Origin of the sequence: Microbacterium phyllosphaerae, assembly GCF_017876435.1 — a bacterium.
Classification (GTDB): Bacteria; Actinomycetota; Actinomycetes; order Actinomycetales; family Microbacteriaceae; genus Microbacterium; species Microbacterium phyllosphaerae.
Genome location: NZ_JAGIOA010000001.1, coordinates 3,461,594 through 3,483,759, shown reverse-complemented (window position 1 = coordinate 3,483,759; position 22,166 = coordinate 3,461,594). Strand labels below are relative to the sequence as shown.

Here is a 22,166-nt window from a genome sequence, read left to right as displayed (position 1 = left end):
GGGCGAATCGCGGTCCTACCCTGGAGGGATGCAGGAGATCGGCCGTACGGCTTCGCAGCTTCTCGCCGACGCGAGGGAGGCGCTCGCGGGCGCTCCGAAAGAGGGGCTCGGCGAGGAGCGCGACTCGCGCTGGCGCGGCCAGCGGATCGTCCGCGTCGGCGAGGCCTGGCACCTCGGCGCGCTGCTGCTCACCGACACCCACACGCTCGCCACGTCTGAGGTGCTGCGCGCCGCCGATCCCGGTCGGCGCGGGTACACGGCCGAGTCCGCACGTGAGCGTGCCGCTCGGCGGGCGCTCGCGCTGCGCGGAGGCTTCGGTGAGGGCGAGGTCGCCCACATCGGCTGGACGGTGATCGACGTGGAGGCGGTGGACGCGGGCGGGGAGTCCGGCCCCCTGAAGCTGATCGACGGCGTGCCGTCGGTGCACTGGAGCACGGCGGGCGGGTGGATGCCGCTGGAGGCCTACCTACGCGAGCGCGTCGAGCTGCTGCGAGGCTGAGCTCAGGCCGCGGCGAACGTCTGCGCGAACCGACGGAGGAGCGCTGCGCCCTCGGTCACGGATGCCGAGAGCACCTGCCCCTGCACGAGGTCGAACTCGTCGGGGTCGAAGTACCCGGTGGTGCGGTAGAACGTCATGCGGTCGGCGAAGTCGCGCGGCGTGGGTTCGGGGTGGAACTGCGCCGTGTACAGGTGCGTGCCCACGCGGTACGCCTGCACCGGGCACGTGTCGTTCGTGGCGAGCAGCACAGCGCCCTCGGGCACGGCGGCAGCGCTCTCCTTGTGTGCCGTGAACACGGTGAGTGCGGGGGCGCTCGGGCCGAACACCGGATCCGCTGCCCCGGCCTCGGTCGTCTCGATCACGGTGGCGCTCGCCGACTCGGGAGTGTCCGACGTGACCTCGCCGCCGAGCATCCGCGTGACGACCCCGATGCTGAAGCACGTGAAGAACGCGGCGATCTCGCTCGCGATCGCCCGTCGGGCGATCTGCTCGAGATCGGCCTCGACCCGCAGCTGCACCGGAGACTTGTGCGCATCGCTCACGTTGAACGGCGAGCCTCCGACCACGACGCCGGCGTATCGCGCGAGGCGGGCCGGGTCCAGACGCTCGGTCAGCAGATCGAGGCGGTCCACGACATCGACGCCGAGCGCCCGTCGGAACGAGGCGTGCTCGGCATCCGCCGCCCCCAGCTCGGGGCGCACACAGACGTAGAGAAGCGAGACCACCACGAGAGTCTAACGACGACCTCGTCGCTCTCCGGTCACCGCGAGGAGTTCGAGGTGCGGCCGCGGACGATTCCGATGAAGGTCTCGACGTCGGGGGTGGTGTGATCGCGACGCCAGGCGAGCGCCACCGTCGACAGCGGTCCGTCGATGAGGGGTCGGTGACCGGCATCCTTGCGGTGGTGCAGACGCGCCAGCGACATCGGGACGATCACGATGCCCGTGCCGGTCGCGGCGGTCGCGATCGCGTCGGCGACAGGAAGCGGCGCGAAGGTCGGTGCGACGGCTCCGGGGATGTCGAGGGGACCGAGCGGATCGTCGATCGGCGTCATCACGACCTCACCGGCGAGGTCGGCGAGGGTGAGCTCGTCGACGGCGAGCAGGTGCGACTCGATCGAGGCGACCACGACGGGCACCTCGTCGTAGAGGGTGATCACATGCAGCGAATCGTCGGCCAGGGGCAGACGCACGATCGCCGCGTCCAGGTCGTCGAGGGACTCGGTCTGGGTCGCGACCTCGATCGGCACGAGCTCGACCGGCACGTGGGGCATCCGCGTCTTCCAGGCATCGATCCACTTTCCCGGCGTGGCTCCCGGCACGACGCCGAGGCGGAACGTGCGGGGCTCTTCGGGTTCGGCCTCGGGGGCGTCGAAGACGACCTTGGCGGTCTTCTTCGGCGGCTTGGGCGGCGGGAAGCGCTGCGCCGGGGCGGCCTTGTTGCGGCGCACGGGCGAACCCTTTCCGGCGCGCCCCGCCGGTCGTCGTCCCTGAGTCGCCATGTGCTCCAGGGTACCCGCCGTCGTCAGGCTGCGAGCCAGAGGCCCTTCGGGTCTGTGGCCACCGTCAGGCCGGCGGCGACGGTCTCGTCATCGCCGATACGAGCGCCTCGGACGATGCGTGCTCCGGCGCCGACCTCGGTGCGGACTCCGATGTGCGCGCCATCACCGACGGCTGCACCCTGGCCGATGTGTGCGTGCGCGTCGACGTGCGCACCCTCGCCGATCACGGCATCCGGTTCGATCCAGGCGCCGCGGGCGATCGTCGCCCCGGCGCCGATGCGTGCTCCGGGCTCGATGTACGCACCCGCCTCGATGAGCGCCTTCGGGTGTACCTTCGCGCCGTGCGCGACGAGTCCTCGACCGTTGGCGTGCTTGCGGTAGCGCAGCGTCGCTCCCTGGTCGTTCTCGATGTCGACGTAGTTCTTGCCCACGATTCCTCCCCGTGTTCCGGAGTGCTCCGGATATATCAATAACCACGGGGTCGCCGGATTCATTCCCCAGCATGGAAGCGGGTCGTTCCGAGCATGGAAGCGGGTCAGCGCTGGCAGACGGGACACCAGAACGTGATGCGTTCTCGGGTCGGATCCGCGCCCTGCTCCCCGCGGAGGATCAGGGTGCCGCACCGTCGGCAGGGGCGTCCTGCCCGGCCGTACACCCAGGTGCCCTGGCCGGGGCGATCGACGCCCGTGAAGGTGCGGTGACGCCGATCGCGGTTCACCCGGATCGTGCGCACGCCGAGGTCGAGGAGGGCGGCGACGTCGACCTCGGGGGCAGGCGTGGTCGGCAGAACTCCGCGCAGGAACAGCAGCTCGGCCGCGTATTCGTTGCCGAACCCTGCGACGTTGCGCTGGTCGAGCAGGGCGACGTGGATGCTCCGGGTGTCGGCGCTCAGACGCCGCGCCGCCTCGGCCGCATCCCAGTCCGGACCGAGCGGATCCGGACCCAGATAGCCGACGAGCTCGTCTTCGTCGCGCGTCGGCACGACCTCGATCTCGGCGAGATCGATGCCCACGGCCTCGCGTTGCGCGGTGCCGACGATCGCACGGACCTTGAACGCCGGATGCCGCCATTTCTCACCCGCGCGGTAGACGAGCCATGCGCCGTCCATGCGCAGATGGGAATGCAGGGTGCTGTCGCCGATGCGCAGCAGCAGGTGCTTGCCTCGCGCGATGGAGGAGCGGATCGGCTGGCCGGTCAGATCCAGGGTCGCGAAGCGGGGGACGCGCAGGTCGAAGCGGGCTACCTCGCCGCCGACCAGCGCCTCATCGAGCCGCTTCGCGGCGCGGAAGACGGTATCGCCCTCGGGCATCAGATGCGACCCGGCCCAGGGGGCGGCAGAGGGGCGGACGCTGCTCCGGTCGCGGGCGGCAGGGGGAGAGGCGCTTGGCCGGAGCCCGGCGAGGAAGGCGGGCGAGTGTCGTGAGCGACCGCCTGCAGGGGCGTCCGCTGCATCATGGTGCGGGCGAGGGCCGTCGCACCCGCGACCGCGGCCGGCATGACGGCGACCGCGCCGCCGGGGATCAGGAAGCACAGCTGGGTGGCCACGCCGAAACCGAGCACTCGCGCCCTGCTGCCACGGAACAGCGCGGCGCGGTCGACCGGGGTGAGGTCGCGGGCGTCGAAAGCGCGGCTCGTGAGCTCGCGTGCCAGCATCCGCCCCGACAGCACGACGCCCGTCACCGCCGCGAGGAACCCTCCGGCGAGCGGAATGAGGCCCACGACCAGCACGAGGATCGCGATCAGGATTCCGAGGACGACGAGGCGGAGGCCCTCGCCGACCGCCATCCAGAAGCCGCCGCCGTCGGAGGGAGGTGCGTCGCCGAGATCCGTCTCGACTGCGCGCCAGATGCGCTGATAGAAGGGATCGCCGATCGCGAGGGCGAGGGCGCTGAACACCGCGCTCGCGAGGGCGAGGGCGGCGGCGAAGATCACGACCCCCACGGCGGCCCGGAGTGCGGAGCGCCAGGCGGGGATCCACCCGTCGGCGAACGGCGTCAGTGCGTCGGAGATCGGTCCGAGCGAGAGGGCCAGAGGGATCAGTCCGGCGAGCAGGACGACCGCGGCGATGATGCCGGGAACGAGTCCCAGGGCCATCAGGCCGGGGCGGCGGCGCCAGGTGCCGAAGCCGCGCAGCAGAGTGCGGATGCCGTCGAAGAACTCCCCGATCATGCGTCCAGCCTAGGAGCAGCGATCACGGCCACCGTCAGATCGCCTTGCGGAGTGTGTAGCCGCGGGGCGTCGCGACGAACCCCGCCTCCTGCAGCGCCAGGGCGAGATCGGTGCCGTACACGCCCTCGCCGTTGACCTTCTCGACCGTGAGGGTGTCGAGGCGTCGTGCACGAGCGGTCGCGGCCAGATCCGTCGCGGCGGCGCGCAGCACGTCGGCATCGTCGGTGAAGCACAGCACGGTGCGCCCGCCGCGTTCGAGGTAGAGGGTCAGAGATCCGTCGACGAGTACGACCAGACCGCCGGCCTTGCGTCCGGGGCGGTGCGACACGTCGTCGCGCTTCGGCCAGCCGAGCGCGGCTCCGTAGGGGTTGGCGGGGTCGGTCGCGGCGAGCGTGACGGCCTTCCGCGGGGGTGGATCGGCGAGGCCGGCGAAGGTGCGAAGGCGGTCGACGGTGGCGGATGCTGCGAACTGCGCGGCACCCAGCCGCTCGATCACGTAGCCGCGGCGGCAATGCCCGGCCTCCTCGAATCCGGCGAGCACCCGGTAGGTCTGGGCGAAGCCGCCGGGCACACCCTCGGCCTGCACGGCACCGCGGGTCACGACGCCGTACCGGTCGAGCAGCAGCCCCGCCGTGACGGTCGCTCGGCGAGCGGCGTCGGTGTCGACCGAGGCGAGCAGCGACCAGCGTCCGCCGATCGACGACGGTCGCACTGCGGTGCGGGCCAGCGACATGCCCCGGTACGTCCGCGTACGCGGTGCGCGCCTCGTGACACGGTGCGCCTGCGAACCGCCCGCGAGCAACGAGCGGATCGGGGCGAACGTGTCATTGGTCACTCGGCCCGCCCAGGTGAGCGCCCACAGTGCTTCGAGCACGGACTGCTCGTTCTCCGCGGCGGTCATCTCCTTCAGCTGGGAGGCGAAGTAGGCCCCGCCGGCCTCGAGTGCGACCAGCGCACGGGCTTCCAGCGAGTCGGCGGCGATCTCGTCGTCGGGCTCGGGCAGGGTGAAGGGCGCGAGATCGGCCGGATGCAGCGAGACCCAGCCGTCGCGACCGGGCAGGGTGCCGTGACCCGACCAGATGACCTCTCCCGACGCGGTCAGCTCGTCGAGCAGGGCAGGGGAGTAGTCGCGCACCCGTGAGGGGAGCACGAGTGACTCCCAGGCACTCGCGGGGATGGGAACGCCGGCGAACTGCTCGATCACGGCGAGGACGCCGTCGAGACCTTCGAGCGGGCGGCCGAGGTGCTGCCAGTCGGGAAGGAACCGCGCATACGCCTCCGGCGACACGGGCTCGACGCTGCCGCGGATCGCGGCGAGCGACCGCATCCGCAGACGCCGCAGCACTTCGGTGTCGCACCACTCGGTCTCATTTCCCGAGCCGGAGGCCTCAGGGAGGAAGTATCCGCTGGTGAGGCGCCCCGAGTGCTCGAGCCGCTGCAGGGTGTGTCGCGCGACGGCCGCACCGAGGCCGAAGCGCGTCGCGACGGCATCCGTGGTGAAGGGGCCGTGCGTGCGGGCGTACCGCGCGACGAGATCGCCGAGCGGGTCGGCGAGGGGTTCGAGGAACGCCACGGGGATGCCGGTGGGCAGCGCCGCGCCGAGCGCGTCGCGCAGTCGCCCGGCATCCTCGATGGCGGCGACGCGGGTCGTGCCGGCGACCGTGACGGGGATCGCGCGTCGTGCGGCGATCAGCGCATCGAGATGATCCGCGGCCGACCCGGTCTCGGGGTCGAGCCGCGCGTCGATCTCGGCAGCGTCCATCGGACCGAGCATCCGCAGCAGGTCGGCGACGCCCTCGAGTCCCCGTGCGCGCCGCTCGGGGTCGAGGCGCTGCGCCTCGCGCTCGAACTGGGCGATGACGTCGGGGTCGAGCAGCTCGCGCAGCTCGACCGTGCCGAGCAGCTCACCGAGAAGCGCGGGGTCGACCGAGAGGGCGGCCGCACGGCGCTCGGCGAGTGGCGAGTCGCCCTCGTACATGAACGCGCCCACATAGCCGAACAGCAGATCGCGTGCGTAGGGCGAGGGCTGCGACGGCTGGGTCTCGACGAGTCGGATGCGGCGGTCGGCGATCGACACCGCGAGTCTGCGCAGCGACGGCAGATCGTAGACGTCCTGCAGGACCTCGCGCAGCGTCTCGAGGATCACCGGGAAGGTCGGGTGCCGACGCGCCACCTCGAGCAGCTGCGCCGACCGTTGGCGTTGCTGCCACAGAGGTGTGCGCCGGTTGGGATTCGTGCGCGGCATCAGCAGGGCACGGGCAGCGCATTCGCGGAACCGGGAGGCGAACAGCGCGGATCCGCCGACCTCCTGCGTGACGAGCTGCTCGAGCTCGTCGGGGTCGAACACGAACAGCTCTGCGCCGGGCGGCTCGGCCTCGGCATCCGGGATGCGCACGATGATGCCGTCGTCGCTCGCGACCGCGGAACCCTCGACACCGAGGCGCTCGCGGATGCGCGCGTTGATCGCCAGAGCCCAGGGCGCGTGCACCTTCATGCCGTAGGGGGAATGCAGGATGACCCGCCAGTCGCCGACCTCGTCACGACCGCGCTCGACCGTTAGGGTGCGATCGGTCGGCAGCGTGCCCGTCGCCTCGCGCTGCTCGGTCAGGTGCGCCATGAGGTTCATCCGCGCCTGCTCGTCGAGCCCCGCCTCGATCAGCCGCTGCGCCGCCTTCTCGGGCGTCGCCGCCGACACCTCTCGAGAGAACTTGCCGAGCGCCTCGCCCAGCTCGAACGGACGGCCGATGCCGTCGCCGTGCCAGAACGGCACCTTGCCCGGCTGGCCGTACGCGGGGATGACGTTGACCCTGTCGTGCGTGATCTCGGCGATCCGCCAGCTCGTCGTGCCGAGGGTGAAGACGTCGCCGACCCGCGACTCGTAGACCATCTCCTCGTCGAGCTCGCCGACACGGGCGCCGGTGGATTCGCCGGCCACGAACACCCCGAACAATCCGCGGTCGGGGATCGTGCCGCCGCTCGTGACGGCGATGCGCTGAGCGCCAGGGCGCCCGGTCAGTGTGCCGGCATCTCTGTCCCACACCAGCCGCGGCCGCAGCTCGGCGAACTCGTCAGAGGGGAAGCGCCCGGCGAGCAGGTCGAGCGTCGCCTCATATGCCGACCGGGGGAGCGACTGGAAGGGCGCCGAGCGCCGCACGGTCTCGAACCACTCCTCGACGCCGATCTCGCCGAGGGCGCTGGCGGCGACCGTCTGCTGGGCGAGGATGTCGAGCGGATTGCGCGGCACCTGGATCGCCTCGATCTTGCCCGCCAGCATCCGCTCGGTGACGATCGCGGTGTGCAGCACGTCGCCGCGGTGCTTCGGGAAGAGAGCCGCGCGGCTGATCTCGCCGACCTGGTGGCCCGCTCGTCCGACTCTCTGCAGCCCGGATGCGGCCGACGGCGGCGCCTCGACCTGGATCACCAGATCGACCGCTCCCATGTCGATGCCGAGCTCGAGGCTGCTCGTCGCGACGACGCAGCGCAGCACGCCGGACTTGAGTTCTTCTTCGACCTGGGCGCGCTGCTCCTTCGAGACCGAGCCGTGGTGGGCCTTGGCGAGCACGGGGTCGGCCCCGGCGGTCGCGCCGGCCTGCGCCATCATGGCCGCGGGCACCGATGCCTCGGGCAGGGCGACGCCGATGCGCTCGGAGTAGATCTCGTTCAGGCGTCCGGTGAGACGCTCGGCGAGACGGCGCGAGTTCGAGAACACGATGGTCGACTTGTTCTGCAGGATGCGGTCGACGATCGCCTCCTCGACGTGCGGCCAGACCGAACCCGTGACCTCCGTGTACTCGGCGTCGGCGGAGTCGCCGGCATCCTTCGGCGCTCCGGGAGGTGGCGGCGGGTTCGTCATGTCGTCCATGGGGACGACGACGCCGAGCTCGAACGTCTTCGACGCCGGTGGGGCCACGATCTCGACCGGGGCGGCACCGCCGAGGAAGCGCGCGACCTCATCGATCGGGCGCACCGTGGCGGAGAGGCCGATGCGCTGAGCGGGGCTCTCGTGACCGTGGGAGCGGCGCAGGGCGTCGAGCCGTTCGAGGCTCACCGCGAGGTGGGCGCCTCGCTTCGTCGCCGCGACCGCGTGCACCTCGTCGATGATGACCGTGTGCACGTCGCGCAGTGTCTCGCCGGCGCGGCTGGTGAGCATCAGATACAGCGACTCGGGGGTGGTGATGAGGATGTCGGGGGGATCGGAGACGAGCTTGCGGCGATCGCTCGACGTCGTGTCGCCCGACCGCACGCCGACCGCGACGGCGGGAGCTTCGACGCCCAGCCGCCGCGCCGACTGTCCGATGCCGATCAGCGGAGAGCGCAGGTTGCGCTCGACGTCGACACCGAGTGCTTTCAACGGGGAGATGTAGAGGATGCGGGTGCGCGATGAGTCCTTCGAGCGCTCGGCGTCGCCGCGTTCGATGCTCGCCGTGCGCTCGCGGAAGACGCTGTCGATCGCCCAGAGGAAGGCCGAGAGCGTCTTGCCCGACCCGGTCGGAGCGACGACGAGTGCGTGCTTGCCCGCCGAGATCGCGTTCCAGGCCCCGGCCTGAGCGGGTGTGGGTGCGGGAAAGGCACCCCGGAACCAGTCTTGAGTGGCAGGGGTGAAACGGTCGAGCACGTCGCTCATCCCTCCATCATCACCCGTGCCACCGACATCGGCGTCGCCATTGTCGGAGGGTGAGGGCATGCTGTAGGCATGGCAGCGCACACGACGAACTATGTGAGCACGTTCATCGAGGTGGCAGACGACTGTCCCGTCGACCATGCCGAAGAGCCGCCGACGGGTGAGAAGCCCACGATCGCCGCGCTTCACTACCGACTGATCGCGCAGGAACCGTATGTGCACACGTCCGACGACGTGATCTTCACCACCCATGCGCTGCGCACCGGGATCGACCCCGACGACGTCGCCGCACGTGAGGCGTTCTTCTCGAAGGGGCAGCCCTGCCTGCGCTCCTCGCCCCTGGGCAAGCGATACGGCTGGGGCATCGCTCACGACGCCGAGGGACGGGTCGCACTCGTGCCCCGAGAATCCGAGGACTACGCGGTCCTCGCCGCCGACCCCGCGACCGCCCACACTCGGGCGATGCGGAGCCGGCGGGCCTGACGTCAGATCGCGGCGAGCGAGCCGTCCGGCTGGATCTCGAGAGTGAGATCGAGGCCGAGCCTCGCGAGGAACGCGTCGTCGTGACTCACCACGAGCACCGCGCCGCGGTACGCGCGGAGCGCCTCGACGAGCTGGTCGACCGTGTCGATGTCGAGGTTGTTCGTCGGCTCGTCCAGCACCACGAGGTGTGGCGCCGGGTCGGAGAGCAGCAGCTTCGCGAGCGCCACGCGGAACCGCTCGCCACCTGACAGCGCCGCGACCGGCCGCTCGGCGGTTGCACCTCGGATGAGGAACCTCGCGAGTCGGTTGCGCAGCTCCTTCTCGGGCACCTGCGGGGCGGCATCCGCGATGTTCTCGAACACCGAACGGTGCTCATCGAGCCCGTCGACGCGCTGCGGCAGGTAGCCGACGCGGTCGGTGAGAGCCGTCGCCGTCAGAGCCGGACGTTCCGTGCCGAGAGGCACCTGTGCGGAGTCGTGCCCTCCGTCAGCGGCATCCGCCATCAGCCGTTCGAGCAGCGTCGTCTTGCCGGCACCGTTGGGCCCGATCAGCGCGACGCGATCGGGTCCCTGAATGATCCACGAGTGCTCGCCGTCGCCGATCTGGGCGATCCGGCGGCTGCGCGACACCTGCGGATCCGGCAGCTCGATCTTCATCGAGGCATCGGAGCGCAGGCGCCGCCCCGCCTCGTCGAGAGCCGTGCGCGCAGCATCCTCCTTCGCGCCGACCTCGGTGCGCAATCTGCCCGCCGACACCTCGGCGGCCATCTTGCGACCGTGCGCGATGATCTTCGGCACGCGCTTCTCGATCTCGGCCTTCTTCGCCGTGCGGGCACGGTGGGCGAGTTTCACCTCGGCCTCGATTCGCTGACGCTTCTCCTTTCGGAACTCCTGTTTCGCGGTGACCTCGGCCTGGCGCGCCGCCTCCTGCTCGGCGTCCAGCCACGCGCGCCACTCGGAGTACGGGCCCCCGAACACGCTCAGTGTCTGGGCATAGAGCTCGGCGGTGTCGTCCATGAGTTCGAGCAACGACAGATCGTGGCTGACCACGATCAGTGTGCCCTTCCACGACCTGACCATCGACGCCAGCTTCGCGCGGGCGTCGCGATCGAGGTTGTTGGTCGGCTCGTCGAGCAGGGTGATCGGAGCGCGCCGCAGACGGATGCCGGCGATCGCGACGAGCACGGCCTCACCGCCCGAGAGCTCGCCGACGGTGCGGTCGAGGAATTCGGGTGCGAGACCGGCTTCGGCGAGCGACATCTCGGCGCGTGCCTCGATGTCCCACTCGTCGCCGACGGCATCGAAATGGGCCTGATCGACGTCGCCGGCGCCGATCGCCCGGACCGCGTCCAGAGGCGCGGCGATTCCGAGCAGATCGGCGACCCTGCGATCGACGTCGAGCGTGAGCTGCTGCGGCAGGTAGGCGACCTCACCGGTCGCGGTGAGGAACCCCGAGGTCGGGGTCAGCTCGCCGGCCATGAGGCGCAGCAGCGTGGACTTGCCCGCGCCGTTGCGACCGACGAGACCGGTGCGACCGGAGCCGAACGAGCCGGACACCGCATCGAGCGCGGTCGTACCGTCGGGCCAGGTGAAGGTGAGACGGTCGAGAGTGACCGAGGAATGAAGAGTGGGGATTGACATGGTGTCGCCTGTCGAGTGCGAGGGTGCACTGACACCGGTCACCGATGGTCCCGTCTGAGCGGGACGCGCAGTCGAAAGAGACAGCGGTGATGGTCTGCCGTGGAGTCGGCGATCGTCGGGTCAGCGCGCGAAAGAGTGGGCGCGGAGGCGACGGATCAGATCAAAGGACTTCCAGACACGGCGGACAGGACTCCACGACGATACCCGGGCGTGTCGCGTTCCCGCAACCCCGGGCGTGTCGCAGTCGTCGTTCAGCCCTTCGCCGCGCGCTCCAGCCACTTCGCGAGGAAGGTGTGCACGTCTCGGAGTTCGTCTTCGGAGATGCTGTGCGTGAGCCCGGTGTACACGCGGCCCGACAGCTCGGAATGCGCCGGAAGCCACTGCGCCGTGTGGGCGACGCGCGCCTCGGGAATCACCTGGTCATTGGTGCCGCGCCCCCAGAAGACGTGGGGCTTCGCCTCGGTCAGTGCGTCGTCGTTCGGCAGCTCTCCCTCGGCGACGTATCCGCTGAGCGCCACGACCGTGGCGACCCGTTCGGGGGAGAGGCGCATGGCCTGGAGCGCGACGGCCGCGCCCTGCGAGAAGCCGAGGAGGGCCACGGTCGGAGCATTCGCCGCAGCGCCGTCGAGCCAACGCAGAAACGCCTCGGCGGCCGCGGTGACGGAGTCGGAGTTGCGCCCGTCGAGGCCCTCGATCGCGTACCAGGAGCGACCGGGCATCGGCCACGGGGGAGCGAGTGGCGCGGCGACGGATGCCACGGCGATGCCCTTCGGCAGGTAGGGCATCAGTCCGAACAGGTCGTGCTCGTCGGCACCGTAGCCGTGCAACAGCACCAGCAGCGGTGTGCCCGACCGATCCGGGGTGGACCAGCGCGTGAGGGCGTCGTCGATCGTCAGTTCTTCGCTCACGTGCACCATCCTGCCAGTGGGGTCTGACACGGGTGCGGCCCGGAGCCCGAATCGTATGCCGGTGACGGCTGTCAAGTCGGTGTCCGGTCACGGGTGCGGCTGGTAGAAAGGACACATGTCCGTCCGCACACCTGATCCCGAGCCCGAGCCCGAAGACGGTCTCGGAGGTTTCGACTCCGCGCAGACCCCGTCTCGTGACGGCAATCCGGGCTGGCTCAGCGACTTCGAGCTCGAAGAGGCGCGCCGCCGTCTGCCCATGCTGTACGTCGAGGCGATCCCTGTGCGCACAGACGGGTCGGGCCAGGTCATCGAGATCGGCATCCTGCTGCGCTCCACTCCGATGGGTGAGATGACGCGCACGATCGTGTCGGGGCGGGTGCGCTTCGGCGAGACGATCCGCGACGCGCTGTTCCGTCACGTCGAGAACGACCTGGGTCCGATGGCCTTTCCGCTGCTGCCGCCGCAGCCGCTGCCCTTCACGGTCGCCGAGTACTTCCCGATCCCTGGGGTCAGCGCGTATCACGACGACCGGCAGCACGCGGTCTCGCTCGCTTTCGTGGTGCCCGTGACCGGCACCTGCGAGCCGCGCCAGGACGCGCTCGAGGTCACCTGGTTCACCCCCGAGGCCGCAGGCTCCGACGCCGTCGCCGCCGAGATGGAGGGCGGCCGCGGCACGCTGATCCGCCAGGCGCTCGCGAACCTCGGACTGCTGCGCTAGACACCGAGGGCTGGTGCGACGGAGTAATTTCTCCATCGAGTGTGGCGCGGAACTGTATTCCGGTGTATCTATATCTCAGGTGATCTGTCCAGAGCGCCGTGTCTGACGGCGGTCTCGTGGCCACGTCCTGTGCCCGAGAGGATGCCTCATGGTGTTCCCTGCCCTCACCCGTTCGTCGCGCGTCGCGGCCATCGGCGTCGCTGCCGCTCTGCTGGCGTCGACACTCGTCGCGGTTGCGGCGCCGGCGTCCGCATCCGGACCGGTCGCGGCGATAGCACCTGCAACGGTCGTCGCTCCGGCACACGCCGGGGTCGCCGATCAGCTGCCCCTCGCTCTGGGAGATGCCGCGGTCCTCGTCGCCACGCCTCCCGCAGATGCACCCCAGGGCTCGGCTGACATCTCGGGAACGATCGTCTTCCCGGCGGCGCCGACGACGGGTCGCACCTTCGTCGTGGCCTACGCAGCCGACGGCGACGCCTCGACGCCGGTCGCGGCGGCATCCGTCGCTCTCGACGGAACCTATGTGCTGCGCGCGCCGATCGGCGATCTCACCCTCTCGGTGCTCTCGGAGGGGCGGGCGGTGCTCGACACCGAACCTGCGGCGGTCGCGCTTCCGGCCGAAGGGCTCACGGGCCAGGACGTCGCGCTTCAGCCCTCTGCGCTGATCTCGGGCGCCGTCACAGGGCCGGCGGGCGTCAGCCTTGCGGGCAACAAGGTGGCGGTCGCGGTCTATCCGGTCAATGGCAGCGGCGAGACCGCGGTGGCCGCGAACTACGTCACCGACGGTGGCACCTACGCGGTCGGCGGGATGCCCGTCGGGCAGTACCGGGTCGCGTTCCTGTCAGCCGCACCGGGTGCGGTGTCGGAATGGTGGAACGATTCCCCGACGTTCGCCAAGGCGACGACGGTGCAGTTCGATGGATCGTCCGTCGCCTCGGGAGTCTCGGCCGTTCTCGCCGCCCTCCGTATCATCGACAGCTCCACCCCCACGGTGGCCGGTACCGCCACGGTCGGCCAGACGCTCAAGGTCACGCCCGGCGCCTGGACCACGGGCGCGGTGCTGAGCTACCAGTGGTACGCGGATGGAGTCGCCATCTCGAAGTCGACCACGTCGTCTCTGGTGCTCGCGGCCGCGGTCGGTGGCAAGAGGATCACCGTCACGGTCACCGGTTCGAAGACCGGGTTCGCGCCGAAGTCGCTCGTTTCCGCCGCCACCGGAGCGGTACTGCGGTTGCTCGCCGCTCCCGTGCCCACCGTCGCCGGTACGGCGACCGTCGGGCAGACGCTCACGGCCAAGCCCGGCACCTGGACAGCAGGCACGAAGCTGGCGTACCAGTGGTACGTCAACGGTGTCGCCGTCTCGAAGGCGACCGCGGCCTCGTTCAAGATCCCGGCATCCGCAGCCGTCAAGACGATCACCGTCGTCGTCACCGGTACGAAGGCGGGGTATGCGACGGCGGCCAAGCGCTCGACGGCGACCGCTGCGGTGAAGGGGATCCTCGCGGCTCCGGTGCCCGGGATCAAGGGCGCGGCGCTGTTCGGTTCGCGCCTGACCGCTGCGCCCGGCACCTGGACGAGCGGCACCAAGCTCTCGTACCAGTGGTACGCGAACGGCAAGGCGATCAAGGGTGCGACGAGCTCGTCGCTCGCGCTGACCGCAGGTCTCGTGCGGTCGCGCATCACGGTCAAGGTCACCGGCACGAAGAGCGGATACATCTCGGCGGCGAAGGTGTCGGCGGCGACCGGAGTCGTCAGCTACCCCGCGCAGGCGAAGCCCGTCTCGACCTGGAACTGCCTGGCCTGGGCGCCGATCAAGGGCAACGCGAGCTCGATGATCTACCACGTGAAGTCCGGCGCGTATTACGCCAAGACCAAGCCGGAGGCCTGCTTCTCGAGTGAGGCGGCGGCCGTGAAGGCCGGATATCGCAAGTCGAAGCGCTGAGCGAGACCCCGCATACGAAGAGACCCACCGTCATGAGTTCTGACGGTGGGTCTCTTCGTATGCCGCGACCGCGACCCGATGCTCAGCGCGAGGTGAGGCGCGCGAGCTCGGCGACGAACTCGTCGACGTCGGACTCCTCGGTGTCGAAGCCGCACATCCAGCGGACCTCGTTGCGCGCGGCATCCCAGTCGTAGAAGCGGAACGACTCGCGCAGCTGGTCGGCGATGCCGTCGGGAAGCTGAGCGAAGACGCCGTTCGCCTGGGTCGCCTGGGTGAAGGTGACGCCGTTGATCGTGCCGTCGGCGATGCCTGCCTCGATCGACCCGCGCAGGCGCTGGGCCATCGCGTTCGCGTGCTGGGCGTTGCGCAGCCACAGGTCGCCCTCGAGCAGGGCGATCAGCTGGGCGGACACGAAGCGCATCTTCGACGACAGCTGCATGTTGAACTTGCGCGAGTACTGCAGGCCGTTCGACGCCTCGGGGTTCAGCACCACGATGGCCTCTCCGAGCATGGCGCCGTTCTTGGTGCCGCCGAAGCTCAGCACGTCGACGCCGGCGTCGCGGGTGAAGGCGCGCAGCGGCACGTCGAGGGCGGCGGCGGCGTTCGAGATGCGGGCGCCGTCGAGGTGCAGGGTCATGCCGCGCTCGTGCGCGTGATCGGCGAGTGCGCGGATCTCATCGACGGAGTACAGGGTGCCGAGCTCGGTCGACTGCGTGATCGAGACGACGAGCGGCTGCGCGCGGTGCTCGTCACCCCAGCCCCAGGCCTCGCGGTCGACGAGCTCGGGGGTGAGCTTGCCGTTCTCGGTCGGCACGGCGAGGATCTTGAAGCCGCCGATCTTCTCGGGGGCACCGCCCTCGTCGACGTTGATGTGCGCGGTGGATGCCGAGATCACGGCGCCCCAACGCGGCAGCATCGACTGCAGTCCGGTGACGTTCGCACCGGTGCCGTTGAAGACGGGGAAGGCCTGGACGCCCTCGCCGAAGTGCGTGCGGAAGACCTCCTGCAGGCGCTCCGTGTAGGCATCCTCGCCGTACGCGACCTGGTGGCCGCCGTTCGCGGTCGCGATGGCCGCGAGGACCTCGGGGTGGACGCCGGAATAGTTGTCGCTGGCGAAGCCCCGGACAGCGGGGTCATGCTGAATAGTCACCGGACAAGCCTACGGGGCGGATGCCGGTCCCGATCTGTGCACGGTGTCCCGATCTGCGCGCTGTTCCGCCGGATTCGTCCGCAGCGCGGGGCCGCGTCCGCGGATCGGGACCCCTACCGGATGTCGGATGCCGCGCCTACCCTCGAACTCATGGAGCGCACCGCAGCGAAGACCGCCTTCGCGAACGTCCTCGTCAACACGCTCATCGCGAACGTGACGACGAGCTTCCTGTGGTTCGCCCTCACATTCTGGGTCTACATCGAGACGCAGTCGGTGCTCGCGACCGGTGTCATCGGCGGCGCGTACATGCTGTTCATCGCCTTCTTCGCGATGTTGTTCGGCACGATCGTCGACCGCAATCGCAAGCACACCGTGATGCTGCTCTCGAGCGTCATCTCGACCGTCGCCTTCCTTGTCGCCGGCCTGCTCTACCTGTGGCAGCCCGAATCCGCGCTGCTCGACCTCGGCGGTCCGTGGTTCTGGGCGTTCTCGGCGGTCATCCTGTTCGGCGGGGTCATCGAGCAGCTGCGCAACATCGCGCTCTCGACGACGGTCACGCTGCTCGTGCCCGAAGACCGACGGGCCAACGCCAACGGCCTCGTCGGCACCGTGCAGGGCCTCGCGTTCCTCGTGACGAGCGTGTTCTCGGGCCTGTCGATCGGTTTCCTCGGCATGGGCTGGACACTCGCGATCGCCATCGGCGCCATGGTGCTCACGTTCGTGCACCTGCTCTTCATCCGCATTCCCGAGGGCGCGCCGACACCCGACCCCGACGCCACGAGCGCGCTCGACTTCCGCGGCAGCGTGAAGGCCATCCGTCTCGCTCCCGGGCTCTTCGCGCTGATCATCTTCTCGACCTTCAACAACCTCATCGGCGGCGTGTACATGGCGCTGATGGATCCGTACGGGCTGACCCTGTTCGACGCCCAGATGTGGGGATTCGCGCTCGCGTTCGCCTCGACGGGCTTCCTGATCGGTGGCGGCCTGGTCGCGAAGTTCGGTCTCGGCGCGAAACCGATGCGCACACTTCTGCTCGTCGTCATCGCGATGGGGCTGCTCGGGTCGGTGTTCATGCTGCGCGAGTGGTGGCCGCTCTACGTCATCGGCATGTGGATCTACATGGCGCTCGTGCCACCGGTCGAGGCCGCCGAGCAGACGATCATCCAGAAGGTCGTCCGCTACGACCGGCAGGGTCGAGTGTTCGGAGTCGCCGCCGCGATGGAGGCCGCCGCCGCACCGATCACGGCGTTCCTGATCGCGCCGATCGCCGAGTTCCTGATCATCCCGTACATGAAGACAGACGCCGGTCAGCGGCAGTGGGAGTGGCTGCTCGGCGAGGGAGAGGCCCGAGGCATCGCGCTGATCTGCCTGTTCGCCGGCATCATCATGGTGATCGCGGGAACACTGGCGTTCTTCACGAAGTCATACCGCAAGCTCACGGAGCTCTACGCGAATGCGCCGGAGCAGGACCCGAACGCGGAGAACACCGACGGTGCGGAGGGTGCCGAGGGCGACCACGCCGCCGGCGAGGCAGAGGAAGCTCCGGCCCGAGCTGCCCCAGGTGAGAAGGGCCGAGCCCCGAGGCCCGACGCCCCGCCGCCCGTGCGCGGGCTGCCGCCAGAGGTCCCCGAGATCAGGCGCTGACGCAGGCAGAGGCGAGACGGTGACGAGGGCGGGGTCGCGGCGCCCGAACTGATCGGCTCCGTCAGTCGAGCGTGATGATCTGGTCGTTGAGGTCCGTGGCGTCGGCGTCCCACAGGGCGAGGACACGCGGCACGAGGGATGCCGGATCGAGAGCCTTCGCGCGGAAGACGACGGATGCCGCCCGCAGCGGCTCCGCGGCATCCCGCGCGGCCTTCGCGAAGCCCTGTGCGACCGCGCGGGTCCATGCCTCGCTCGCCGCCTTCACGGCCGCATAGTTCGCACCGCCCGCGAGAGGGCGACCGACCGCAGTCGACGAGACGATCACGAAGCGACCGGCCTCCGACGCACGCAGCGCGCTGTCGAACGCCCGGCTGGTCGCTCGCACCGCGTCGAGAGCGGGGAGGAGGGCTGCGAAGTCGGCATCCGACTGTCCGGCGAGCCCGCCGCCGCCACGCCAGCCGCCGACCAGGGGGATCACGGCGTCGACGGCGCCCAGACGCGCGGCCAGGTCTGTCATCGAAGCGAGGGAGGTGGCGTCCGCCACCTCGACCTCCGCGCCGACCGCCCGCAGGGATTCCAGGCGGTCGGCGGAGCGGCCTGTCGCGACAACCCGCGCACCGGCCTCGACGAGTGCGCGCGCGAGGGCGAGGCCGGAGTCGCTGGTGGCTCCGGCGAGGACGATCGTTCGATCCGTGACGCTCATGTGCTCAACTCTCGTGAAGAAACAGGTCTGCGGCCACCCCGGGCAGGAATGGCCGCAGACGCTGCGTCCGGTCGCCCCACGCGACCGAACCCCAGAAATGCGCGATTCGAGTCAGTCGTCGGTGCCCCGGATGCCGACGGTCGACTCGATGACCGTCTTCATCTTCTTGTCGAGGGTCTCGAAGAACATCGACAGCGGGAACTCGTCATCCATCACGGCATCCGTGTACCCCTTGGGCGCGCCGGCGAGGATCTCGTCGGGCAGGCCGCGGGCCCACTGCGATGCCGGGTGCGGCGTGAGCGTTCCGCGCACGAGCTCATACGCGGCGAGCCAGTGAGCGACCTTCGGACGGTCGATCGAGTGCCAGTACAGGTCGTCGATCGCGTCGCCCAGAGCCACGACGGCGTCCGGCACGTTGTCCCAGTCGAATGCGAGGGCGGTGTCGGTCCAGTGCAGCACTCCACGCTGGTGCAGCCAGGCGAACAGCAGCTGTCCGCCGACGGCGTCGTAGTTGCGCGTGCGCGTGCCGGTGATCGAGAAGCGGAAGATCCGGTCGAAGATCACCGCGTACTGCACGAGGTGCGCGTAGTCGTGCATCTCCTGCTCGGTCTCGGTGAGCTCCTCGCCCGCGGCGATGCGGGCGGCGAGAGTGCGCTCGATGTTCACCGACTCGCGGAACGCCGTCATGTCGCAGCGCATCTCCTCGAGCGAGTAGAGGAAGAACGGCATCCGCTGCTTGATCATGAACGGGTCGAACGGAAGATCGCCGCGCATGTGGGTGCGGTCGTGGATGATGTCCCACATCACGAACGTCTTCTCGGCCATCTGCTGGTCGTCGAGCATCGCGGCAGCGCGTTCCGGCAGATCGAGGTTGGTGATCTCGGCCGCCGCACGGGTGACCCGGCGGTAGCGAGCGGCCTCGCGGTCCTGGAAGATCGCACCCCACGTGAACGACGGGATCTCACGCATCGCGACCGTCTCGGGGAACAGCACGGCCGAGTTCGTGTCGTACCCGGGAGTGAAGTCGACCAGGCGCAGCGAGACGAACAACTTGTTGCCATAGTCGCCGGCCTCGAGGGCGGCGATGAACTCCGGCCAGATCGTCTCGACGATGAGCGCCTCGACGAGGCGATCGCTCGAGCCGTTCTGCGTGTACATCGGGAAGACGACCAGGTGACGGATGCCGTCGACGCGGTGCTGCTGCGGCTGGAAGGCCATGAGCGAATCGAGGAAGTCCGGCACGCCGAAGCCCTCCGAGACCCAGCGGTCGAAGTCGACCACGGAGGCGGCGAGGTAGTCGGCGTCGTGCGGGAAGGCAGGGGCGAGAGCGCGGATGCCGGAGGTGATCGCGGCGACGAGGTCGCGGGCGGCGGCGTGGTGCGCGGCATCCGGGATCGAGCCGTCCTTGATCTGCATCTCGCGGATCGCGATCGCCGCATCCTTCAGCTGCGCCCAGGCGGTGCTCTGCTCGGCGATCGATGCGTCCTCGACGACCTCGGGTTCGCCGACGATGGCCTGAACAGCAGTGCTGTGGGCGGAAATGATGGACATCGGGACCTCCGATCGGAGAGTTTGACGGAAAGATTCCGGCATATACGGAATCCTGACGATAATCTTACATCCATGGATGATTCTGTCGACCGCGCGATCCTGGCCGCGATCTCTCGCGACGGGAGGGCCACACTGTCCCAGCTGTCGGATGCTGTGGGCCTGTCGGTGTCGGCCGTGCAGTCGCGACTCCGTCGCCTCGAGACCCGCGGAGTCATCACCGGATACCGAGCGATCCTCGATCCCGAACTGGTCGGCACACCGCTGTCGGCGTTCATCGAGATCACCCCTCTCGACCCCGCCCAGCCCGACAATGCGCCCGAGCTTCTCGAGCACCTCGACGCGATCGAGGCGTGCCACTCGATCGCCGGTGACGCGAGCTACATGCTGTTCGTGCGGGTCGCCTCGCCGCGTGCGCTCGAAGAGCTCGTCCGCGACATCCGCCTGGCCGCGAACGTGAGCACCCGCACCACGGTCGTGCTGCAGACCTACTACGAGCACCGGCCGATCATCGCCGTCGGCCCAGAGGCATCCGTCGAGGCCTGATCGCACTCTGGAACAACGGCGTCGCAGCGGCCATACTGTGACAGATCTCTCACCGCAGAGGATCCCACCGCCCGCGCAGACTCCCAGGAGCACCCATGTCCTTCCAGGCATACCTCGACAAGGTCGAGACCCAGACCGGCCTCACCCCGCGGCAGTTCATCGAGCTCGCCAAGGAGCAGGGTTTCGACGAGACCACGAAGTCGACCGTGGTGCTCAACTGGCTCAAGGAGGAATACAGCCTCGGTCACGGCCATGCCCAGGCCATGGTGCACGTGATCCTCAAGGGACCGAAGATCAGTGACAAGCACGTCGGCAAGGGCGGGGCCCACGGCGATGCATCCGACACGCTCTGGCTCGACGGCAAGGACAGCAACCCGAACGCCTGACCCGCACCAGCCGACACCTGCAGAAGAGAGAGCATCATGGCCGTCCGCGTCGATCTCAACGTGTCCCTCGACGGATTCGCGACCACCACCGATCAGACACCCGAGAAGCCGTTCGGTGACGACTGGCCGCGTCTGGTCGCGGCCTATGCGGCCACGCGCACGTTCCGCACCCGCGTGCTCGGAGACGACTCCGGCGCCGGCACGACGGGGGTCGACGAGAAGTACGCCCACGCCTACTTCGAAGGCATCGGCGCCGAGATCATGGGCGCGGGCATGTTCGGTCTGCACCAGAATCCGGACGACCCGGAGTGGCGTGGCTGGTGGGGTGACGAGCCCCCCTTCCACCTTCCGGTCTACGTGCTCACACACACGGCCCGCGACTCGATCGAGTTCGCGAACGGCACGGTCTTCCACTTCGTCGATGCGGCGCCCGAAGAGATCCTGCCGCGTGCGATCGAGGCGGCCGGCAGCGGAGACGTGCGCATCGGCGGCGGTATCGACGTCGTGCGGCAGTTCCTCCGCGCAGGATTGGTCGACCGGGTGCACCTCGCGGTCGCTCCCCTCGTGCTCGGCAGCGGAGAGCGCATCTGGGACGGCCTGCGAGGCATCGAGAACGGCTACGACGTCGCGTCCGAGGTCGCCGAGTCCGGCGTCACGCACCTGACCTTCACCCGCGACTGAGGTCCCCTCGCCACGGCGCTCATCGGGTGCCCCAGTAGGATTCCCTGCGTGGCAGCATCCTCGAAGCGCAAGAAGAATCCGACCCGCGTGAGCGGCAATCCCGCGAAGCGGGCGAGCGGCGACCCGGCCCAGCGACCCGTCATCGAGGCGGGTCCGGTCACGGTCGGCGACTGGATCGGCGCGGCACGCCTGCGCACCCTGCCATTGGCGGTCGCGCCGGTCGTGATCGGCACCGGCGCCGCGCGCAGCACCGGGCCCGAGTTCCACTGGGTCATCGCCCTCGCCTGCCTCGCGGTCGCTGTGCTGCTGCAGATCGGCGTGAACTTCGCGAACGACTACAGCGACGGCATCCGCGGGACCGATGCGGTGCGTGTCGGCCCCGCGCGCCTCACGGCATCCGGCCGCGTGAAGCCCCGCACCGTGCTCATCGCGGCGCTCGTGTTCTTCGCTCTCGCCGCGGCGGTCGGCGTCGCGATCGTCATCCGCACGGAGCAGTGGTGGATGCTGGCGATCGGCGCGGCCTGCATCATCGCCGCCTGGTTCTACACCGGGGGCAAGAGGCCCTACGGCTACAACGCTCTCGGCGAGGTCTTCGTCTTCATCTTCTTCGGACTCGTCGCGACCCTCGGCACCACCTGGGTGCAGGTGTTCGTGCTGCCGCAGCAGGCCTGGCTCGGAGCCGTCGCCGCGGGTCTGTTCGCCTGCGCCGTGCTTCTGGCCAACAACCTGCGCGACATCGATCAGGATCGCGTGGTCGGCAAGCGCACACTCACGGTGCTGATCGGCAAGCGCGCGACGCAGGTGCTGTTCACCCTGTTCGTGCTGGTGCCGTTCGGCATCCTGGCCTTCATCGCTCTGCTGTACCCGATCGCCTGGATCGGCCTGTTGGCGCTGCTCGCGGGGCTCCCGGCGATCCTGATCGTCTGGACGTACCGCCAGGCGAAGGAGCTGGTCATCGCCCTCGCGCTGACCTCGCTGACAGCACTGCTGTACTCGGGCGCGTTCTTCTGGGCGCTCGCCTTCTGAG

The 22,166-nt window shown here is 69.6% G+C and carries 20 protein-coding genes; 9 read left to right on the top strand and 11 right to left on the bottom strand.

Annotated elements, in window-relative coordinates:
- The first annotated feature begins 28 nt into the window (after positions 1–28).
- On the top strand, positions 29–499 hold the full coding sequence (locus JOF42_RS16555; RefSeq protein ID WP_210098809.1) for a glutaminase: 471 nt from the start codon (positions 29–31) through the stop codon (positions 497–499).
- Positions 500–501: 2 nt separating this feature from the next.
- Here the strand turns inward: JOF42_RS16555 and JOF42_RS16550 are convergent, their stop codons facing one another.
- The 6 genes from JOF42_RS16550 to JOF42_RS16525 all read right to left on the bottom strand — a co-directional run bounded on the left by JOF42_RS16550 (position 502) and on the right by JOF42_RS16525 (position 8,793).
- Entirely contained in the window at positions 502–1,224 is a 723-nt protein-coding gene (locus JOF42_RS16550) for a glutamine amidotransferase-related protein (protein WP_210098808.1), read from the bottom strand.
- A gap of 35 nt (positions 1,225–1,259) precedes the next feature.
- Entirely contained in the window at positions 1,260–2,000 is a 741-nt protein-coding gene (locus JOF42_RS16545; RefSeq protein ID WP_210098807.1) for a LysR family transcriptional regulator substrate-binding protein, read from the bottom strand.
- Positions 2,001–2,023: 23 nt separating this feature from the next.
- A complete protein-coding gene (locus JOF42_RS16540; protein ID WP_210098806.1) occupies positions 2,024–2,431 on the bottom strand; it encodes an LbetaH domain-containing protein in 408 nt (135 codons plus the stop codon).
- A 104-nt stretch (positions 2,432–2,535) separates the two neighbouring features.
- A complete protein-coding gene (locus tag JOF42_RS16535; protein ID WP_210098805.1) occupies positions 2,536–3,309 on the bottom strand; it encodes a DNA-formamidopyrimidine glycosylase family protein in 774 nt (257 codons plus the stop codon).
- The gene (locus tag JOF42_RS16530; protein WP_210098804.1) at positions 3,309–4,169 is read right to left on the bottom strand and encodes an EI24 domain-containing protein; all 861 of its coding nucleotides are present in this window, start codon (positions 4,167–4,169) and stop codon (positions 3,309–3,311) included. Before JOF42_RS16530 ends, JOF42_RS16535 begins: the two co-directional genes overlap by 1 nt.
- A 34-nt stretch (positions 4,170–4,203) precedes the next feature.
- On the bottom strand, positions 4,204–8,793 hold the full coding sequence (locus tag JOF42_RS16525; protein ID WP_210098803.1) for an ATP-dependent helicase: 4,590 nt from the start codon (positions 8,791–8,793) through the stop codon (positions 4,204–4,206).
- Between the two features lie 69 nt (positions 8,794–8,862).
- Between JOF42_RS16525 and JOF42_RS16520 the strand changes: the two genes are divergently transcribed.
- A complete protein-coding gene (locus JOF42_RS16520) occupies positions 8,863–9,273 on the top strand; it encodes a DUF6157 family protein (protein ID WP_210098802.1) in 411 nt (136 codons plus the stop codon).
- A 2-nt stretch (positions 9,274–9,275) separates the two neighbouring features.
- Here JOF42_RS16520 and JOF42_RS16515 read toward each other — a convergent pair whose 3' ends face one another.
- Both JOF42_RS16515 and JOF42_RS16510 read right to left on the bottom strand, forming a co-directional pair.
- The gene (locus JOF42_RS16515; protein ID WP_210098801.1) at positions 9,276–10,913 is read right to left on the bottom strand and encodes an ABC-F family ATP-binding cassette domain-containing protein; all 1,638 of its coding nucleotides are present in this window, start codon (positions 10,911–10,913) and stop codon (positions 9,276–9,278) included.
- Positions 10,914–11,164: 251 nt separating this feature from the next.
- Positions 11,165–11,830, bottom strand: a complete 666-nt coding sequence (locus JOF42_RS16510) for an alpha/beta hydrolase (protein WP_210098800.1) — start codon at positions 11,828–11,830, stop codon at positions 11,165–11,167.
- Positions 11,831–11,936: 106 nt separating this feature from the next.
- Between JOF42_RS16510 and JOF42_RS16505 the strand changes: the two genes are divergently transcribed.
- Together JOF42_RS16505 and JOF42_RS16500 are read left to right on the top strand one after the other, a co-directional pair.
- Positions 11,937–12,539, top strand: coding sequence for an NUDIX hydrolase family protein (locus tag JOF42_RS16505; RefSeq protein WP_210098799.1), 603 nt, complete (start codon positions 11,937–11,939; stop codon positions 12,537–12,539).
- 148 nt (positions 12,540–12,687) lie between these two features.
- Positions 12,688–14,481: a sunset domain-containing protein gene (locus JOF42_RS16500; RefSeq protein WP_210098798.1), complete on the top strand. Its 1,794-nt coding sequence runs from the start codon at positions 12,688–12,690 to the stop codon at positions 14,479–14,481.
- An 82-nt stretch (positions 14,482–14,563) separates the two neighbouring features.
- Here the strand turns inward: JOF42_RS16500 and JOF42_RS16495 are convergent, their stop codons facing one another.
- Positions 14,564–15,631, bottom strand: coding sequence for a threonine aldolase family protein (locus JOF42_RS16495; RefSeq protein ID WP_210098797.1), 1,068 nt, complete (start codon positions 15,629–15,631; stop codon positions 14,564–14,566).
- Positions 15,632–15,781: 150 nt separating this feature from the next.
- Here JOF42_RS16495 and JOF42_RS16490 point away from each other — a divergent pair, with 150 nt between their 5' ends.
- Positions 15,782–17,275, top strand: coding sequence for an MFS transporter (locus tag JOF42_RS16490; protein ID WP_210098796.1), 1,494 nt, complete (start codon positions 15,782–15,784; stop codon positions 17,273–17,275).
- A gap of 61 nt (positions 17,276–17,336) precedes the next feature.
- On the opposite strand, the gene JOF42_RS16485 is transcribed toward JOF42_RS16490, so the two are convergent.
- Positions 17,337–17,978 carry an SDR family NAD(P)-dependent oxidoreductase gene (locus JOF42_RS16485; RefSeq protein ID WP_210098795.1) on the bottom strand — a complete coding sequence of 214 codons (642 nt, stop codon included), beginning with the start codon at positions 17,976–17,978 and terminating at the stop codon, positions 17,337–17,339.
- Positions 17,979–18,089: 111 nt separating this feature from the next.
- Positions 18,090–19,529 carry a DUF6421 family protein gene (locus JOF42_RS16480; protein WP_210098794.1) on the bottom strand — a complete coding sequence of 480 codons (1,440 nt, stop codon included), beginning with the start codon at positions 19,527–19,529 and terminating at the stop codon, positions 18,090–18,092.
- A gap of 72 nt (positions 19,530–19,601) precedes the next feature.
- Here JOF42_RS16480 and JOF42_RS16475 point away from each other — a divergent pair, with 72 nt between their 5' ends.
- The 4 genes from JOF42_RS16475 to JOF42_RS16460 all read left to right on the top strand — a co-directional run bounded on the left by JOF42_RS16475 (position 19,602) and on the right by JOF42_RS16460 (position 22,165).
- Complete coding sequence (locus JOF42_RS16475; protein ID WP_210098793.1) at positions 19,602–20,072, top strand: Lrp/AsnC family transcriptional regulator; 471 nt, start codon at positions 19,602–19,604, stop codon at positions 20,070–20,072.
- Positions 20,073–20,167: 95 nt separating this feature from the next.
- Entirely contained in the window at positions 20,168–20,458 is a 291-nt protein-coding gene (locus JOF42_RS16470; RefSeq protein WP_056312982.1) for a DUF4287 domain-containing protein, read from the top strand.
- Positions 20,459–20,491: 33 nt separating this feature from the next.
- Entirely contained in the window at positions 20,492–21,139 is a 648-nt protein-coding gene (locus JOF42_RS16465) for a dihydrofolate reductase family protein (protein WP_210099247.1), read from the top strand.
- A gap of 48 nt (positions 21,140–21,187) precedes the next feature.
- Positions 21,188–22,165, top strand: a complete 978-nt coding sequence (locus JOF42_RS16460; protein ID WP_210098792.1) for a 1,4-dihydroxy-2-naphthoate polyprenyltransferase — start codon at positions 21,188–21,190, stop codon at positions 22,163–22,165.
- Position 22,166 lies beyond the last annotated feature (1 nt).

Excerpts from the sequence above, each read along its gene's own strand:
- JOF42_RS16555 (WP_210098809.1), top strand. The coding sequence starts at position 29 with ATGCAGGAGATCGGCCGTACGGCTTCGCAGCTTCTCGCCGACGCGAGG.
- JOF42_RS16545 (WP_210098807.1), bottom strand. The coding sequence starts at position 2,000 with ATGGCGACTCAGGGACGACGACCGGCGGGGCGCGCCGGAAAGGGTTCG.
- JOF42_RS16535 (WP_210098805.1), bottom strand. The coding sequence starts at position 3,309 with ATGCCCGAGGGCGATACCGTCTTCCGCGCCGCGAAGCGGCTCGATGAG.
- JOF42_RS16530 (WP_210098804.1), bottom strand. The coding sequence starts at position 4,169 with ATGATCGGGGAGTTCTTCGACGGCATCCGCACTCTGCTGCGCGGCTTC.
- JOF42_RS16525 (WP_210098803.1), bottom strand. The coding sequence starts at position 8,793 with ATGAGCGACGTGCTCGACCGTTTCACCCCTGCCACTCAAGACTGGTTC.
- JOF42_RS16520 (WP_210098802.1), top strand. The coding sequence starts at position 8,863 with ATGGCAGCGCACACGACGAACTATGTGAGCACGTTCATCGAGGTGGCA.
- JOF42_RS16515 (WP_210098801.1), bottom strand. The coding sequence starts at position 10,913 with ATGTCAATCCCCACTCTTCATTCCTCGGTCACTCTCGACCGTCTCACC.
- JOF42_RS16510 (WP_210098800.1), bottom strand. The coding sequence starts at position 11,830 with ATGGTGCACGTGAGCGAAGAACTGACGATCGACGACGCCCTCACGCGC.
- JOF42_RS16505 (WP_210098799.1), top strand. The coding sequence starts at position 11,937 with ATGTCCGTCCGCACACCTGATCCCGAGCCCGAGCCCGAAGACGGTCTC.
- JOF42_RS16500 (WP_210098798.1), top strand. The coding sequence starts at position 12,688 with ATGGTGTTCCCTGCCCTCACCCGTTCGTCGCGCGTCGCGGCCATCGGC.
- JOF42_RS16490 (WP_210098796.1), top strand. The coding sequence starts at position 15,782 with ATGGAGCGCACCGCAGCGAAGACCGCCTTCGCGAACGTCCTCGTCAAC.
- JOF42_RS16485 (WP_210098795.1), bottom strand. The coding sequence starts at position 17,978 with ATGAGCGTCACGGATCGAACGATCGTCCTCGCCGGAGCCACCAGCGAC.
- JOF42_RS16480 (WP_210098794.1), bottom strand. The coding sequence starts at position 19,529 with ATGTCCATCATTTCCGCCCACAGCACTGCTGTTCAGGCCATCGTCGGC.
- JOF42_RS16475 (WP_210098793.1), top strand. The coding sequence starts at position 19,602 with ATGGATGATTCTGTCGACCGCGCGATCCTGGCCGCGATCTCTCGCGAC.
- JOF42_RS16470 (WP_056312982.1), top strand. The coding sequence starts at position 20,168 with ATGTCCTTCCAGGCATACCTCGACAAGGTCGAGACCCAGACCGGCCTC.